Source organism: Candidatus Pelagibacter sp. (assembly GCF_052049835.1).
GTDB lineage: Bacteria > Pseudomonadota > Alphaproteobacteria > Pelagibacterales > Pelagibacteraceae > Pelagibacter.
The window spans coordinates 35,934-52,207 of the sequence record NZ_JBNGZF010000004.1; the positions used below are offsets into that span (position 1 = coordinate 35,934).

Annotated in this window: 17 protein-coding genes; 9 read left to right on the forward strand and 8 right to left on the reverse strand. The window is 28.4% G+C overall.

Annotation, left to right across the window (positions count from 1 at the left end):
* Positions 1 to 2 precede the first annotated feature (2 nt).
* Complete coding sequence (gene panC, locus ACTT9R_RS03930; protein ID WP_440926736.1) at positions 3 to 848, reverse strand: pantoate--beta-alanine ligase; 846 nt, start codon at positions 846 to 848, stop codon at positions 3 to 5.
* A 4-nt stretch (positions 849 to 852) separates the two neighbouring features.
* On the opposite strand from panC, the gene ACTT9R_RS03935 reads away from it, so the two are divergent.
* Together ACTT9R_RS03935 and ACTT9R_RS03940 are read left to right on the forward strand one after the other, a co-directional pair.
* Complete coding sequence (locus ACTT9R_RS03935) at positions 853 to 1,668, forward strand: sugar phosphate nucleotidyltransferase (protein WP_440926737.1); 816 nt, start codon at positions 853 to 855, stop codon at positions 1,666 to 1,668.
* Entirely contained in the window at positions 1,665 to 2,963 is a 1,299-nt protein-coding gene (locus tag ACTT9R_RS03940; RefSeq protein ID WP_440926738.1) for a UDP-glucose dehydrogenase family protein, read from the forward strand. The genes ACTT9R_RS03935 and ACTT9R_RS03940 overlap by 4 nt, the downstream gene beginning before the upstream one ends.
* Before the next feature lie 2 nt (positions 2,964 to 2,965).
* Here ACTT9R_RS03940 and ACTT9R_RS03945 read toward each other — a convergent pair whose 3' ends face one another.
* From ACTT9R_RS03945 to ruvX, 7 genes are read right to left on the reverse strand one after another with little or no spacing between them, the layout of a single operon-like run.
* Positions 2,966 to 3,427, reverse strand: coding sequence for a RidA family protein (locus ACTT9R_RS03945; RefSeq protein ID WP_440926739.1), 462 nt, complete (start codon positions 3,425 to 3,427; stop codon positions 2,966 to 2,968).
* Positions 3,424 to 3,639 carry a hypothetical protein gene (locus tag ACTT9R_RS03950; RefSeq protein WP_440926740.1) on the reverse strand — a complete coding sequence of 72 codons (216 nt, stop codon included), beginning with the start codon at positions 3,637 to 3,639 and terminating at the stop codon, positions 3,424 to 3,426. The genes ACTT9R_RS03945 and ACTT9R_RS03950 overlap by 4 nt, the downstream gene beginning before the upstream one ends.
* Complete coding sequence (topA, locus tag ACTT9R_RS03955; RefSeq protein ID WP_440926741.1) at positions 3,636 to 6,221, reverse strand: type I DNA topoisomerase; 2,586 nt, start codon at positions 6,219 to 6,221, stop codon at positions 3,636 to 3,638. Before topA ends, ACTT9R_RS03950 begins: the two co-directional genes overlap by 4 nt.
* A gap of 37 nt (positions 6,222 to 6,258) precedes the next feature.
* Entirely contained in the window at positions 6,259 to 6,837 is a 579-nt protein-coding gene (gene plsY / locus ACTT9R_RS03960) for a glycerol-3-phosphate 1-O-acyltransferase PlsY (RefSeq protein ID WP_440926742.1), read from the reverse strand.
* 2 nt (positions 6,838 to 6,839) lie between these two features.
* The gene (gene pyrC, locus ACTT9R_RS03965; protein WP_440926743.1) at positions 6,840 to 8,126 is read right to left on the reverse strand and encodes a dihydroorotase; all 1,287 of its coding nucleotides are present in this window, start codon (positions 8,124 to 8,126) and stop codon (positions 6,840 to 6,842) included.
* Entirely contained in the window at positions 8,127 to 9,068 is a 942-nt protein-coding gene (locus tag ACTT9R_RS03970) for an aspartate carbamoyltransferase catalytic subunit (protein ID WP_440926744.1), read from the reverse strand.
* Between the two features lie 42 nt (positions 9,069 to 9,110).
* Positions 9,111 to 9,566 (reverse strand): Holliday junction resolvase RuvX, encoded by a 456-nt coding sequence (ruvX, locus tag ACTT9R_RS03975; RefSeq protein WP_440926745.1) that lies wholly within the window; start codon positions 9,564 to 9,566, stop codon positions 9,111 to 9,113.
* Positions 9,567 to 9,616: 50 nt separating this feature from the next.
* Here ruvX and gatC point away from each other — a divergent pair, with 50 nt between their 5' ends.
* The 7 genes from gatC to ACTT9R_RS04010 are packed head-to-tail and all read left to right on the forward strand — an operon-like array spanning position 9,617 to position 16,274.
* Positions 9,617 to 9,904 (forward strand): Asp-tRNA(Asn)/Glu-tRNA(Gln) amidotransferase subunit GatC, encoded by a 288-nt coding sequence (gene gatC / locus ACTT9R_RS03980; RefSeq protein WP_440926746.1) that lies wholly within the window; start codon positions 9,617 to 9,619, stop codon positions 9,902 to 9,904.
* Entirely contained in the window at positions 9,904 to 11,361 is a 1,458-nt protein-coding gene (gene gatA, locus ACTT9R_RS03985) for an Asp-tRNA(Asn)/Glu-tRNA(Gln) amidotransferase subunit GatA (RefSeq protein ID WP_440926747.1), read from the forward strand. The genes gatC and gatA overlap by 1 nt, the downstream gene beginning before the upstream one ends.
* Positions 11,358 to 12,821, forward strand: a complete 1,464-nt coding sequence (gene gatB, locus ACTT9R_RS03990) for an Asp-tRNA(Asn)/Glu-tRNA(Gln) amidotransferase subunit GatB (protein WP_440926748.1) — start codon at positions 11,358 to 11,360, stop codon at positions 12,819 to 12,821. Before gatA ends, gatB begins: the two co-directional genes overlap by 4 nt.
* 5 nt (positions 12,822 to 12,826) lie before the next feature.
* The gene (locus tag ACTT9R_RS03995; protein ID WP_440926749.1) at positions 12,827 to 13,477 is read left to right on the forward strand and encodes an O-methyltransferase; all 651 of its coding nucleotides are present in this window, start codon (positions 12,827 to 12,829) and stop codon (positions 13,475 to 13,477) included.
* Positions 13,477 to 14,382 (forward strand): oxygen-dependent tRNA uridine(34) hydroxylase TrhO, encoded by a 906-nt coding sequence (gene trhO / locus ACTT9R_RS04000; RefSeq protein ID WP_440926750.1) that lies wholly within the window; start codon positions 13,477 to 13,479, stop codon positions 14,380 to 14,382. Before ACTT9R_RS03995 ends, trhO begins: the two co-directional genes overlap by 1 nt.
* Before the next feature lie 14 nt (positions 14,383 to 14,396).
* Positions 14,397 to 15,734, forward strand: a complete 1,338-nt coding sequence (locus tag ACTT9R_RS04005) for an MATE family efflux transporter (RefSeq protein WP_440926751.1) — start codon at positions 14,397 to 14,399, stop codon at positions 15,732 to 15,734.
* 12 nt (positions 15,735 to 15,746) lie between these two features.
* A complete protein-coding gene (locus ACTT9R_RS04010) occupies positions 15,747 to 16,274 on the forward strand; it encodes a thermonuclease family protein (RefSeq protein ID WP_440926752.1) in 528 nt (175 codons plus the stop codon).

Genomic DNA, 16,274 nt, shown 5'->3' on the forward strand with positions numbered 1-16,274 from the left:
AATTACAGGTTATCAATTAATCTGATATTGTTTAAATAATAAGCGATAAATAATCTTGAATTTTTTTTTGTGCTTGAAATTTTTAAATTATTTATATTTCTTAGCTCTAAATAATCAATTTTTATTTCATAATTATTTTTTAATTCATTTTTTTTAAGATTTAAAAAGCTAGAAATTTTTTTCTTATTTTTAATATTTTTTTTAATACTTACTAGTTTTTCATAAATTTTTGCTGCGATAACTAAACTAGATTTATTTAAAAGAAGGTTTCTTGATGAAAGTGCTACATTATTCTTATCGCGAATTGTTTTACAAGGAATGACCTTGGTTTTATATTTTCTTTCTAATTGTTTTTTTACTAAATATAATTGTTGAAAATCTTTTTCTCCCATAAATATTTTTTGGGGGTTTATAATTTTAGTTAGTTTATTCATTACATCTAAAACACCTTCAAAATGACCTTTTCTAAACTTTGCACACAAAATTTTATCTTTTTTAAGTAATGTAATTTGTGATTTTTTTTTATCTTTGTATATGTCTTTAAATTTAGGAAGATAAACAAAATCAACCTTTTTGCTTTTTTTAAGAATTTTTAAATCCTTCTTGATATTTCTTGGATAAGATCTTAAATCTTTTTTGTTATTAAATTGTTTTGGATTAACAAAAATACTAACAATTGTTTTTTTACAAAGTCTATTTGATTTGTCTATTAGTGACAAATGACCTTTGTGTATTCCTCCCATAGTAGGAACAAAGCCAAGGTCATTAAATGGCCTTAATGATTCAAATAATGAGGTATTGTTTAATAAAATTTTCATTTGTATTAAAATATTTAATAAGTAAAACATTTAAATGATTAAACAAGCAATTATTCCTTTGGCTGGTTTAGGCACTAGGCTGCTGCCTTTAACTAGTGTATTTGCTAAAGAGCTTCTACCTATAAACGGTAAGCCAGGAATTGAGTATATCCTAGATGAATGTATTGGTGCCGGTATCAAAGAAATAGTTTTTATAATATCTACCAAAAAACAAATGATAAAAAAATATTTTTACAGTGATAAATTTTATCAAAACATTATTAAAAAAAAGAAAAATAAAAGAATAATTAATGAGTATAAAAAAATACTAAAATATAAAAAAAAAATAAAATTTGTATATCAAAATATTCCTAAAGGCACTGGTGATGCTGTACTTAAAACACAAAAGTATATCAAAAATAAATATTTTTTGATGCTATTACCTGATGATCTAATAATTAAAAAAAATTGCTCAAAAGCCATGATTAGAGCTCATAATAAATATAAAGCCTCTGTTATGGCTTCTATGAAAGTAAATAAAAAAACTGTCTCTAGATGGGGCATTTACAAATTAAATAAAAAATTAAATAAAACAGATTATGTAATTGATGGCGTGGTAGAAAAACCATCTCTTAAAAATGCTCCATCAAATAATGCAGTAATAGGAAGGTACATACTTCCACGTACTATTTTTAAGAAGCTTAAATCTTTAAAACCAAGTAAAGGAAATGAAATTCACATAACGGATGCAATTCAAGAATTAATAAATAATAAAGAAAAATTTGTAGCTCACAATTTTGAGGGAAAATATCTTGATTGTGGGACAATGAGGGGTTACATCAATTCTTCTAAAATAATAGGTAAATTATGAAATTATGTATGATTGGTACTGGTTACGTAGGTTTAGTAAGTGGTGTTTGTTTTGCTGACTTGGGTAATGATGTTATATGTGTTGATAAAGATAATAACAAAATTAATAATTTAAAAAAAGGTATAATACCTATTTATGAGCCTGGTTTAGAAGAATTAGTTTTAAAAAATTATAAAAATAAAAGACTAAATTTTTCAACAAACTTAAAAGAATCTATAAAGAAATCTGATATTGTTTTTGTATGTGTAGGTACCCCAACCAAAAGAAATAGCAATAGCGCAGATCTCAGCCAGGTTTATTCTGCAGCAAAAGAAATCTCTAAATCTATAAATAAATTTAAAATTATAATCAATAAATCAACTGTTCCTGTAACAACAGGAGATGAAGTAGAGAAGATTATTTCCAAAAAGGTAAGTAGAAAGTATTTCTCCGTGGTTTCAAATCCAGAATTTTTAAGAGAAGGAGAGGCAATACGAGATTTTATTTATCCTGATAGAGTTGTTATTGGTTCTAATGATGAAAAATCTAAAAAAATATTAAAAAACTTATATTCTCCATTAATATCTAAAGGCGCAAAGTTTGTATCTACAAATAGACGTGCTGCAGAATTAATTAAATATGCGTCAAATGCTTTTTTAGCTACGAAAATTACTTTTATTAATGAAATAGCAAATTTATGTGAAAAAACTGGTATTGATGTTGAGGATATTTCAATAGGTATAGGTCTTGATAAAAGGATTGGAAGTAGGTTTTTAAGAGCAGGGCCAGCTTATGGTGGATCTTGTTTTCCAAAAGATACTAAAGCAATTGTTTCTACAGCAAATAAATTTAAAACTAATTTATCCGTAATAAAAAGTGTAATTAAATCCAATGAAATTAGGTCAGAAATATTACAAAAAAGAGTTAATTTAATATTAAAAAATAAAGTTAAAAATAAAAAAATATCTTTTTTGGGGGTAACATTCAAAGCTAACACAGATGATATGAGAGATTCATCAAGCTTAAAATTAATTCCTTATTTATCAAGGAAAGGTGCTCAAATTAAATACTATGATCCAACTGGGTCTAAAAAGGAATTTAGTAAATTAAAAAATGTTCAATTCTCAAAATCAATACAAGATTCTATTAAAGGATCAGATTTAATTATAATTCATACTGAATGGAATGATTTCAAATCAATAAACTTTAGAAAATTTTCTAAAAATAAAAATCTCATTATTTATGATATGAGAAATATTTTTCCTCCTGATAAGATTAACAAGATGGGTTTTAAATATTTTGGAATTGGAAGATAATATTAATTTAATTCAAAAATTGCATCAACTTCAACTGATACACCTAAGGGCAAACTATTAGTGCTTACAGCAGCTCTAGTATGCATACCATCCTCACCAAAAATTAAAGCAATCAGATCAGACGCTCCATTTATAACTTTTGGTTGATCAGTAAACTCGTCAATAGAATTTACAAATCCAGTTAATTTAATACATGATTTTATTTTATTTAAATCTCCATTACATGCACTTTTAGCTTGTGATACTATACTTAAAGCACATCTTTCAGCAGCCTTATACCCATCCTCAGTGGACAATTCCTTACCTAACTTACCTTTAATTAATTCTCCATTTTCTGAAATTGAAATTTGACCAGAAATATATAGTAGTTTTCCTACTATTTTTGTAGCAACGTATGAACCAACTGGAGCTTTTGGCTCTGGAAGTTTTATTTTGTTTTTAATTATGCTCTCTTCAAAACTCATTTTTCTTTTTTCTTAAACCAATCAGTTAAATATTTTTTTTCTTTAACATTATTAGTATCCAGGCCAAAACCTGATGTTTTTTTTTTAACTTTCCCACCTAAACACTTTAAATATTCTTTAGACAATTTTTTATATGAAGAACAATTTTCATTACCCATAGAATAATTGTTTATAAAAAAGGATAGGATAATTAAGAAATATAATTTTTTCATTTAGCTTTACGTTTTTTTTGCCTCTTATTCTTATCGTATTCTCTTCTTTTCTCAATAAGAATTAGAGCTTCTTCCATTGTGATTTCAGTTGGGTCTTTTTCCTCAGGTATTGTTGCATTTAAAGATTTGTATTTTATGTAAGGTCCATATTGACCCTTCATTATTCTCACAGGCTTCTTATCTTCAGGGTGCTCACCTAAGTCTTTAATAATTGATGACGACATTCTTCCTGGTTTTGCTTCAGCTATAAGAGTAATAGCTCTATTCAACCCTATTGAAAAAATTTCATCGACGTTTTCTATCCTTGCCGATTTATTCTCACATTTTAAATATGGACCAAATCTACCTGTATTTAAGGTGATTTCTTTTTGATTCTCTGGATTGATACCCAGTGATTTTGGAAGTGAGCATAAAAATTTAGCTTTTTCTAAATCTACACTTTCTAATTCAATTCCTTTTGGAATTGATACATTTTTTAATAGTTCATTTACTTCAGGCCTCTTTTTTTTTGTTTTTTTTCTCTTTTTAGGTTTTTCTTCTTCAATATTTTCTTCAAGAATCTTCTCATATTGGAGATAAGGACCAAACCTTCCATTTTTGAGAAAAATATCATTTCCATTTTCATGTTTTCCTAAAAATTTCGGCTCTGCAAGTTGTGACTGAGCTGCTGCTTTAGCTTTTGACAATGGTCTTGTAAATTTACATTCTGGATAATTCGAACACCCTATAAAAGCACCTCCTCTAAAACTATTTTTTAAACTTAATGAACCAGTATCACACAACTGACATTTTCTAACTATCTTTCCTTCGTTATCAGTATCAAAGATTAATGCTCCTAAACTTTCATTTAAAAGATCCAAAACTTCTCTGGTTCTTTTTTCTTTTACCTCTGAAACATTGCTATTAAAGTCTTTCCAAAACATCTCTAGAACTTTTAACCAACTTTCTTTACCTGAGGTAATTTCATCTAATTGATCCTCTAATCCAGCTGTGAAGTTATAATCAACGTATTTTGAAAATAGTTTTTCCAAAAATGCAGAAATTAATTTACCTCTGTCAGTTGGAAAAAATCTTTTGTTAACTATTTCTGCATAACCTCTATTTGCTATTGTTGAAATTATACTTGCATAAGTTGAAGGCCTACCAATTCCTAACTCTTCTAATTTTTTAACCAAACTTGCCTCAGAATAACGTGGGGGAGGTTGGGTAAAATGTTGTTCATCAATAAGAGCTTCTATATTAATTAGTCCTTTTGACATCTCAGGTAAAATTTGCTCATCATCATCTTTGTTTTGATTTGAATAAACTTTTAAAAATCCATCAAATTTTAAAACTGATCCGCTTGATTTACATATAGTTTTACCATCTTCAGACTCAATCGTTATTGTATTTCTATTAAATTTTGCTGTTTCCATTTGAGACGATAAAGCTCTAGACCAAATTAAAGAATATAATTTTTGCTGGTCAGAACTTAAATACTTTTTAACAGAATCCGGGTTTCTATTAATATCAGTTGGTCTTATTGCTTCATGAGCTTCCTGAGCATTTTTTGCTTTTTTACCCGAGTAATTATTTGGTTTTTCTGGCAAATATTCGTTTCCATATTCTTTTTTAATAAAATTTCTAAAATCAGAGACAGCATCAGCTGATAAATTAGTTCCATCCGTTCTCATATAAGTAATCAACCCAACTGTATCTCCTTCAATTTCTATCCCTTGATAAAGTTTTTGTGCTATTTGCATTGTTCTTGATGCGCCAAAACCTAACCTACTAGAAGCAACTTGCTGAAGTGTTGAAGTAGTAAAGGGTCCTGAGGGATTTCTGCTGACAATTTTTGAGGAAATATCAGTTATGTTAAATTTTTTGGTCTTAATATTGGAAATTGCCTTTTCAATTTCCTCTTTATTTTTAAATGAGAATTTTTCAATTTTTTCTCCGTCAATTTGAGAAAAACTTGCTGTAATTTTGCTTTTGTTTTTATCTTGAAAATTAATACTTAAAGTCCAAAACTCTTCAGGTTTAAATAATTCAATTTCATGCTCTCTTTCAGTGATTAATTTCAGTGCAACAGATTGAACTCTACCTGCTGATTTTGATCCAGGTAATTTAGTCCACAGTATCGGAGATATATTAAATCCCACCAAATAATCTAATGCTCTTCTAGCCATGTATGCATCAACTAATAGGGGCTCTATCTGTCTTGGATTTTCAATACCATGTGTGACGGCTTTTTTGGTTATTTCATTAAATACCACACGTTCAATTTCTTTGTCTTTTAAAAGTTTTTTTTCACCTAAATATTCTTTTACATGCCATGCTATTGCTTCGCCCTCACGATCTGGGTCAGTAGCAAGAATTATTTTTGAAGAATTTTTTGCAGCATCTGTAATTTCTTTAAGATATTTTTTTGAAAAACTATCAACTTCCCATTCCATTTTAAAATTTTGATCAGGATCAACAGATCCATTTTTTGAAGGAAGATCTCTAATATGACCATAGCTAGCTAAAACGGTATAATTATCACCTAAATATTTATTAATTGTTTTCGCTTTAGCAGGGCTTTCAACTATGACTAGATTCATAGAATAACAAACTACTCAAAAGAGTTTGATAGTCAAATTAATAAATTTTTGTCTTAGTTTCTTCTTTATTTTTCAAGCGTTTAATATTTTCCCTGTGGGTAAAAAATATTAAAATAAACATTATCACGTAAAAAAATACATTTTCTGATCCCTCTATTATAAAAATATAAACAGGTATGGAAAGTGATCCAATTAAGGAAGCTAAAGATGAATATTTAGACACAAAAAAGATTATTAACCAGCAAATACCAAACACTAAGCCAAAAATAATATTTAAAGAAAAAAGTATCCCAACATATGTCGCTACACCTTTTCCGCCTTTAAATTTTAACCATACTGGAAACACATGACCTATAAAAGCGCATAAAGCTGATATATATACTGCATCAGGAAAATTATTTTTAATGTATAAAACAGGTATTACTGCCTTTAACACATCAAGTATTAGTGTTGAATAACCAATTAACTTGTTACCAGTTCTTAAAGCATTTGTTGCGCCAATATTACCAGAACCGATTTCTCTAATATCTTTTTTTAAAAATACTTTAGTTAAAATTAATCCAAAAGGAATTGATCCCATTAGGTATGAGATTATACCTATTATAAAAAGTTCCATTTTTATATTTTAAATAATTCTATACCTTTTACAAATGTATTGGTTACTTTTCCTTGAAGTTTCTTATCTTCAATTGAAGTATTTTTAGATTTCGAGATTAAATTTTCTTTTTTTACAATCCATGGTTTATTGATATCTACTATACAAAAATCCGCATCATTACCAATAGACAGGTTTCCTTTATTTATATTTAATATTTTTGCTGGGTTAGAGGTTAAAGCTTGAATTATAGTTTCAAGTTTTACAGATCCATTATGAAATAATTCTAAACTTAAGGATAACAATGTTTCAATACCAGATGCACCAGTTGCAGCTTGTGCAAAAGTTAATCTTTTAGATTCTTCATCTTCAGGTTTATGGTCAGAAACAATTACATCAATAGTTTTATCTTTTAATCCTTGAACTAAAGCTTCTCGATCTTCTTCTCTTCTCAGTGGAGGTGATAATTTTAAAAATGTTCTAAAATCTCCAATATCATTTTCATTTAATGAAAGATTGTTTATTGATACACCGCAAGTAAATTTAATGTTTTGTTTACGTTCTTTAATTATATCCACAGATTTTCCTACTGATAGTTGAGATATATGATATCGACATTTAGTTTTTTCTAAGAGAGTAAGATCTCTTTCAATTATAATTCTTTCAGCAATATCTGGTATGCTTGATAAGCCTAGTTTTGTTGCAATAATACCAGAATTAATCATGCCATTTTTAGCTAAATCGTAATCTTCAGCATGTTGCATTATAAGACATCCCAAATCTTTAGCTGAATTCATAATTCTAGACATAAGTCTAGTATTTTGAATTGTTTTTACTCCGTCAGTAAAAGCAATAATTCCTTTTTTAGCTAGTAACCCAAATTCAGTCATATTGGTGCCGTCAGTGTTTTGAGTTAATGAAGCGCAAGGAAAGATATTTATTTTAGACTTATCACGTCCTCTTCTTTTTAAAAAATCTACAATTGATACATTATCTATAATTGGATCTGTATTAGGCATGGTTACGACGGATGTTACTCCTCCAGATAATGCTGCATTACTTAAAGTCCTAAAATTTTCTTTATATTCATATCCTGGCTCGCCTACAAAAACTCTCATATCCACTATACCAGGAAATATATATTTACCTTTTAAGTCAGTAGGTTTTTCTCTAATTGGTAAATTGTTTGTATTTACCTTTTTTCCTATTGCTTCTATCTTTCCGTCCTCTCCAATTATTAATCCACCATTTTCGTTTATGGAATTATGAGGATCTATAATGTTTGCATTTATAAAGTATTGTTTTTTCATTTATTCACAAAATATTTTTAAACATGCCATTCTTACAGCAACACCTAATTCAACTTGTTCTTTAATTACACTCTTGTTTATGTCATCAGCTAATCTTGTATCAATTTCAATTCCTCTATTCATTGGACCAGGATGCATAATTAAAGCATCAGATTTTGCATGATCAAGTTTATCTGGTGTTAATCCATAATATTCGTAGTACTCTCTGTTCGATGAAAGATATGAACTGGTCATCCTTTCATTTTGTAATCTAAGCATCATAACAATATCACAATCTTTGAGGCCTTTTTTCATATCAGTAAAAGTATTTACACCAAATTTTTCAATTTCTTTTGGAATCAGGTTAGATGGAGCAACTATATTAACCTCAGCTCCTAACATTGTGAGAAGATAAATATTTGATCTAGCTACTCTTGAATGAAGTATGTCCCCACATATTGCTATTTTTAATCCTTGAATTTTTTTTTTTCTATTTCTAATTGTTAATGCATCTAATAATGCTTGGGTAGGGTGTTCGCGTCTACCATCACCAGCATTTAATACTACACAATTAACTTTTTGAGATAATAGATTACATGCACCAGAGTCTTGATGTCTGATCACAATTATATCAGGATGCATTGCATTTAAGGTCATTGCAGTATCAATCAAAGTTTCACCTTTCTTAATGGCAGAGTTACCCATATTCATTGACATAACATCCGCACCAAGTCTTTTTCCAGCAAGTTCAAATGAGCTTTGAGTTCTAGTTGATGGCTCAAAGAATAAATTTATTTGTGTTTTACCTCTTAACACATCAATTTTTTTATTTTTACTCTGATTTAATTTTATGAAACCTTCTGACACATCCAGGATATAGTTAATATCATTAACTGATAAATCTTGGATACCTAACAGATGTTTTTGCGAGATTTTAATAGCTTTATTGGTTTTAATTGCCATTAAAATTAACTCTATAGCTATAAAGCCCCTAAATGGCAAGGATTAATTATTTAAATAATCTATAGCTCCTTGAAGAATAAATGCAGCTGCATTTTGATCTATGTTTTTTTCACGCTTAGAAACATTAACATCAAGCTGACTGGATAGATTAAATGCGCCAACAGTTGAAAGTCTTTCATCCCATAAGCAAACATCTACATCAATATTTTGGTCTAAATTTTTAGATACATCACTTACTGATTGAGCAGAGGGACCTAATGAACCATCCATGTTGATCGGATATCCAATGACAATTCCTTTAATATTGTTTTCCTCTATTATTTTTTTTAATTCGTTGATTAGATTATTATTATTGGTTTTATTGATCGTTTTAAAAGGTGTGGCTATTGACTGTTTTTCATCACAAATTGATATACCGATTCTTTTTGAACCAAGATCTAAACCAATCAATCTTGAGGTTTCAGACTGTTTTTTTTTGAATTCTTCAATAGTGATCATATTGTATATTTTAAACTTAAGTGATAGTTTGCGACATATTTAAATACCATATGAGCATCGATCTTAAAACAATAAAACACATATCTAAACTATCAAGAATTTCTGTAGATGAGAAAAAAGCAGAGAAACTTGCAGGGGATTTAAATTCAATTTTTGATTTTATTGAAAAACTTAACGAATTAAAAACTGACAATGTTGAACCATTAACTTCTATTGCTGAAACAACTCTAAAACTTAGATCAGATGAAGTAAAAAGTAAAAACTTGAGAGATCAAGTGATAAAAAATTCTCCTAAGGAAAATGAAGATTATTTTGTAGTACCAAAGGTAATTGAATAATGTCAGATATAACTAAACAATCATTATCTGAGTTAGTAGATGATATAAAAAGTAAAAAACTTTCCTCAAGTGAGGTTACAAAAGCATTTGTTGAAAGATCAGAAAAATCAAAAGAATTAAATGCATATATAACTGAAGATTATGCAAATGCTTTAAATAAAGCAAAAAAGTTTGATGAAAAACCTAATCTTGATCTTAAATTGCCTGGCATTCCAATGGCAGTAAAAGATTTATTTTGTACAAAAGATTTAAGAACTACGGCAGGTAGTAAGATTTTAAATAATTTTGTTCCAACTTACGAGTCAACAGTCACACAAAACATTTGGAATGAGGGAGCTATCCTAATGGGTAAATTAAATTGTGATGAATTTGCAATGGGTTCATCTAATGAAACTAGTTTTTTTGGTAATGTACAAAACCCAATTGATAAAAATTTAGTTCCAGGAGGATCCTCTGGTGGATCGTCTTCTGCTGTAGCAGCTCAATTAACACCAATAACTATTGGAACAGATACAGGTGGGTCTATAAGACAACCTGCTTCATTTACTGGAACTGTCGGATTAAAACCTACTTATGGTAGTTGCTCTAGATATGGAATTGTAGCATTTGCATCATCCCTAGACCAAGCCGGTCCAATGGCACAAAATGTTAGAGATTGTGCATTGTTACAGGAAATTATTAGCACTTATGATGAAAAAGATTCTACTTCAATAGATTTTAAAAGAAACGAGTACAGCAAAGAATTAACAAAAGATATCAAAGGAAAAAAAATAGGAATACCCAAAGAATATAGAGTAGATGGCATGCCTAAAGAAATTGAAGACCTATGGAAAAAAGGTATTGAATACGCAAAAGATTGTGGTGCTGAGATTATCGATATATCTCTACCTCATACTAATTATGCACTACCAACTTATTACATCGTAGCACCAGCAGAGGCCTCATCTAATTTGGCTAGATACGACGGTGTTAAATACGGATTTAGAGCTGAAGGAGAAAATCTTATTGATATGTATGAAAAAACTAGATCTGAAGGATTTGGTGCCGAGGTTCAAAGAAGAATAATGATTGGAACTTATGTTTTATCTTCAGGATATTATGATGCTTATTATCTTAAAGCACAAAAGGTAAGAAAACTTATTAAAAATGATTTTGATGATGCTTATAAAAAAGTTGATGCAATTCTAACCCCATCCACTCCAAGTTCAGCTTTTAAAATTGGTGAAAAAACAAATGATCCGGTTTCAATGTATTTAAATGATATTTTTACTGTTCCTGTAAATTTAGCAGGTTTACCCGGAATTTCTATACCTGCAGGCCATGATGCTAAAGGATATCCATTAGGATTACAGATAATAGGTAAAGCTTTTGATGAACAAAATATTTTAAACATTGCATATGCTATGGAAGAAAAAATTAATTTTAAAAACAATATTACTGATTGGTGGATTAAGTGAGTAAGAACAAATCTGAATATCTAATTAATAGACATGATAATCAATATGAAGTTGTTATTGGTTTAGAAGTTCATGCACAAGTTACATCGGAGTCAAAATTATTCTCAACATCAGCGACCAAATTTGGAGCTGAGCCAAATACCCAAGTAAGTTTAGTTGATGCAGCATTTCCAGGAATGTTGCCGGTAATAAACGAGTATTGCGTAAAACAAGCTATCAAAACAGGAATTGGTTTAAAAGCTAAAATCAATAAGAGATCTGTCTTTGATAGAAAAAATTATTTTTATGCAGATTTACCTCAAGGGTATCAAATCTCACAATTCAAAGATCCAATTGTAGGTGAGGGCAAGATAATACTTGATATGCCAGATGGTCAAAAAGAAGTAGGTATAGAAAGATTACATTTGGAGCAAGATGCAGGTAAAAGCATTCATGATCTAGATCCTAAAAATACTTTTGTAGATTTAAATAGATCAGGTGTGGCCTTAATGGAGATTGTTAGTAAACCTGACTTAAGATCCCCAGATGAAGTAAATGCATATATTAAAAAATTAAGATCTATAATGAGATATTTAGGAACCTGTGATGGAAACATGCAGGAAGGATCTTTAAGAGCCGATGTAAATGTATCTGTTAGAAAAAAAGGTTCAAAAGAGTTTGGGACCCGATGTGAGATTAAAAATGTTAACTCAATAAAATTCATGCAGATGGCAATTGAATATGAAGCTAATAGACAAGTTGATTTAATTGAGGATGGTCAAACGATTGATCAAGAAACAAGACTTTTTGATACTAAAAAGAATGAAACTAGATCAATGAGATCAAAAGAAGATGCTCACGATTATAGATATTTTCCAGATCCAGACTTATTGCCATTAGAAGTTTCAGATGATTTTATTGAAAACTTAAAATCAGAAATTCCAGAGCTACCAGATGAAAAGAAAAAAAGATTTATAGAAAAATTCAAGTTATCTCCTTACGAAGCAAACATTTTAGTTTCTGATATTGAAACATCAAATTACTTTGAAAATGTAATTAAGAAGTCTGATGTAAAACTTGCAACAAATTGGATAATTGGTGAATTATTTGCAGCGTTAAATGAAAAAAATTTAGAGATAACTGAAAGCCCTATAAGCGCAGGCAACTTATCAAAATTAATTAATTTAATTAAAGACGGAACAATTTCTGGAAAAATTGCAAAAACAGTTTTCGAACAAATGATGGAAGGCGACAAAGATCCTCAGAAAATTGTTGAAGAAAAAGGTTTAAAACAAGAGAGTGATCCAAAAGCACTTGAGGCGCTGATTGATAAGGTTATTGATGATAACAGAGACAAAGCCACCGAATATAAATCAGGTAAAGTTAAATTATTCGGTTTCTTTGTAGGTCAAGTAATGAAAGTTTCTGGTGGAAAAGCAAATCCTCAATTAGTTAATGAGATTTTAAAGAAAAAACTTTAGAATTTATGGGTTCAGACCTAAATATAACTAAAGAACTCCAAGAGTATATTTTAAGTCATGGATTTAATTTACATCCAGTCCAAAAAGAAATAATTGATTACAACACTTCTCTTGGTGATATCAAAAGAATGCAAATCTCAGTTTCACAAAGTCAATTTCTGCATTTAATTATAAAAATTTCAAATATCAAAAAAATTTTAGAGATAGGTACATTTACAGGATTAAGTACGTTATCTATGGCTTTGGCATTATCAGATGACGGCAAAATAATTGCTTTAGATAAAAATGAAGAAACTAATAAAGTTGCAATAGATTTTTTTAAAAAAGCTAATCAAGATCATAAAATAAAAACATTAATTAAACCTGCTTTAGAAAGTTTAGATGAAATTAAAAATGAAAAGTTTGATTTAGTTTTTATTGATGCTGATAAAATGAATTATATTGAATACTATGAACGTTCTTTACAATTATTGAACAAAAATGGTCTAATAATCATTGATAATGTTTTATGGTATGGAGAAGTTGTGAATGAAAACAATAATGATAAATTTACTAAAAATATTAAAGAGTTTAATAGTCATATTTCAAAGGATACAAGGGTTGAAAAGTTAATAATTCCTCTTGGTGATGGTATGACTGTTTGTAGAAAATTATAATGTTTGAAGTAGTTGGTTTTTATAAATTTGTCAAAATTTCTTATCTAAAGAAAAATCAAAAAGTTTTATTAGAAACTTTAAAAAAGAAAAACATTAGAGGTACTATAATTATTTCCAAAGAAGGTGTAAATGGAACTATTTCTGGTAAAGCTACAGACATTAAATTCACAATTAACAATTTAAAAAGAGTTTTTAAATTTAAAGAATTTAACAGCAGCAATAAGTCTAAAAACTCATTCCAACCATTTCATAAACCTAAAGTGAAAATCAAAAACGAGGTTGTTCCTATGAATTTAATTTTAAACAAAAGAATAAAGAAAAAGGATAGCCATGTAGATCCAATTAAATGGAATAAGCTGATTAAAGAAAATGATACTGTTCTTATAGATGTGAGAAAACCATTTGAACATGATGTTGGAACATTTAAGGGAGCAATAAATCCTAATGTTGATAACTTTAGAGATTTTCCAAAATATCTAAAAAAATTAAAAAAAAATCAACCTATAGCTATGTTTTGTACTGGTGGAATTCGTTGTGAAAAGGCATCTGTATATTTGGAGAATAAAGGGTTTAATAACATTTATCAGTTAAATGGTGGAATTTTAAATTATCTTAAAAAAACAAATAAGAAAAAAAGTTTATGGAAAGGTGAATGCTTTGTTTTTGATAACAGGATTAGTTTAAAACACGGTCTAAAAGTTGGTTCTTATTCAATTTGCAGTGGTTGTAGGAAGCCTGTATCTCGTAAGGATAAAAAATCAAAAAAATATGAAGAAGGTGTTTCATGTCCAAATTGTCACGACAATCTAACAGATCATCAAAAATCAAGATTTAGGATGAGACAAAAACAAATTAATCTTGCTAAAGAAGCAGGAAAAAGACATATCTTCCAAAAAGAGTATTAACAAATCTTAAAATAATGAATTTATTAAAAGATGAAGTTTCGTTGTTAGTAAGAAAACTTGCTGTACCAGCAAGTGTAGGAACCTTATTCCAAACACTTTATACAATCGTAGATACTTTTTATGCAGGAAAAATATCGCCAGAAGCCTTATCTGCTTTGAGCAAGTCTTTTCCGATATATTTTTTGATTATTGCGACATCCATTGGAGTTACCGTAGCAGGAACATCATTGATTGGTAGTAGTATCGGAGAAAAAAACGAAAAAAATGTTTTAAGTTATTTTGGAAATGTAATCATTTATTCGATTATAATCTCGATAGTTGTATCTATTTTAGGATTTACTTTTGGTGAAAAGATATTCTTATTAATGAATTCCTCTCAAGAAGTAACAATTCTTGGACTCGAATATATAAATGTAATTTTTTTAGGTACGATATTATTTATTGTAGTAGTAGCATTAAATTCATTCTTACATGCAGAAGGAGATACTAAAACTTACAGAAATGTTTTAATATTTTCTTTTTTCTTAAACATTATTTTAAATCCAATTTTTATATTTGGTTTTTTATTTATACCACCATTAGGAATAACTGGTATTGGGATAGCAACTTTAATTGCTCAATTTGTATCTTTGTTGGTTATTTTGATAAAAATATTAAATAATCAAAGAATTAAACAAATAACTTTAGACCACTTCAAAGCTAAATTTTTTTTCTTAAAAAATATTTTTTTTCAATCAATGCCAATTACAATTGCTATATTAGGGTATTCTATTGCTGCAACAATTGTTTTTACATATGTTGGGTTATTTGGTGAATATGCTGTAGCAGGGTATGGATCTGCCACAAGAATTGAGCAAGTAGTTTTGTTACCAATATTAGGAATTAATACAGCAATAATTTCTATAATAGCGCAAAATATTGGTGCAAAATATTACGATAGAGTGGAGCAGTCCTATTTTACTTCAATAAAATACGGTTTAATTATAATGTTAATCGCAGGTGTAGTTATTTTTATAAGTGCTGACATTGTACCTAAATTCTTTTCTTCAAATCCAGAGGTAATTATGCATGGCTCGATGTACCTTAAGATTTCAGCATTTATTTTACCTGCTTATCCAATATTTTTCTTATCAAATGGATTCTTTATGGCTTTAAAAAAATCTGAAAAAGCCATGGTTAATAATATTGCCAGAAATGTTATAGTACCAGTTTTATCCTTTTACATCGCAAAGTATTTAAATGCAGATTTTAAAACTTTTTTTTATATTTGGGCTATCTTTCAATGGTTGATATCATTGATGTTACTTTTTTATGTCAAATATTATATTAAATATAAACTAGCTAATATTTAATATTTTTTAAATATGTTTTTTACAAAAAGAAAAGCGATAATTTTAATTATAATTTGTTCGATTTTTTTTATTCTCACATATAACGATGTTAGGTCTGAAGAGATTAAAGAAATTTCTGGAAATGCTCAAATTATTGATGGTGATACAATAAAAATAAATTCAAAAAAGATAAGATTATACGGAATTGATGCACCTGAATTCAAGCAAATGTGTAAAAAACCATATCTAACAACAATTTTTTTTACTTTTACTAAAGATTATCCATGTGGAAAAATTTCAACACAAAAATTACAAAAAAAAATAAATAACAAAGTAATAACTTGTAAAATTTTGGATGTAGATAGATACAAAAGATTTATTGGAGAATGTTATAAAAGAAATTTAAATTTGAATTCTTGGCTAGTTTCAAACGGTTATGCAGTAGCTTATAGAAAATACTCAAAAAAATATATATCAAACGAAATTAATGCTAAAAATGAAAAAAAAGGCCTTTGGCAAGGTAAATTTGAAATGCCATGGGACTTTAGAAGAAAAAAATAA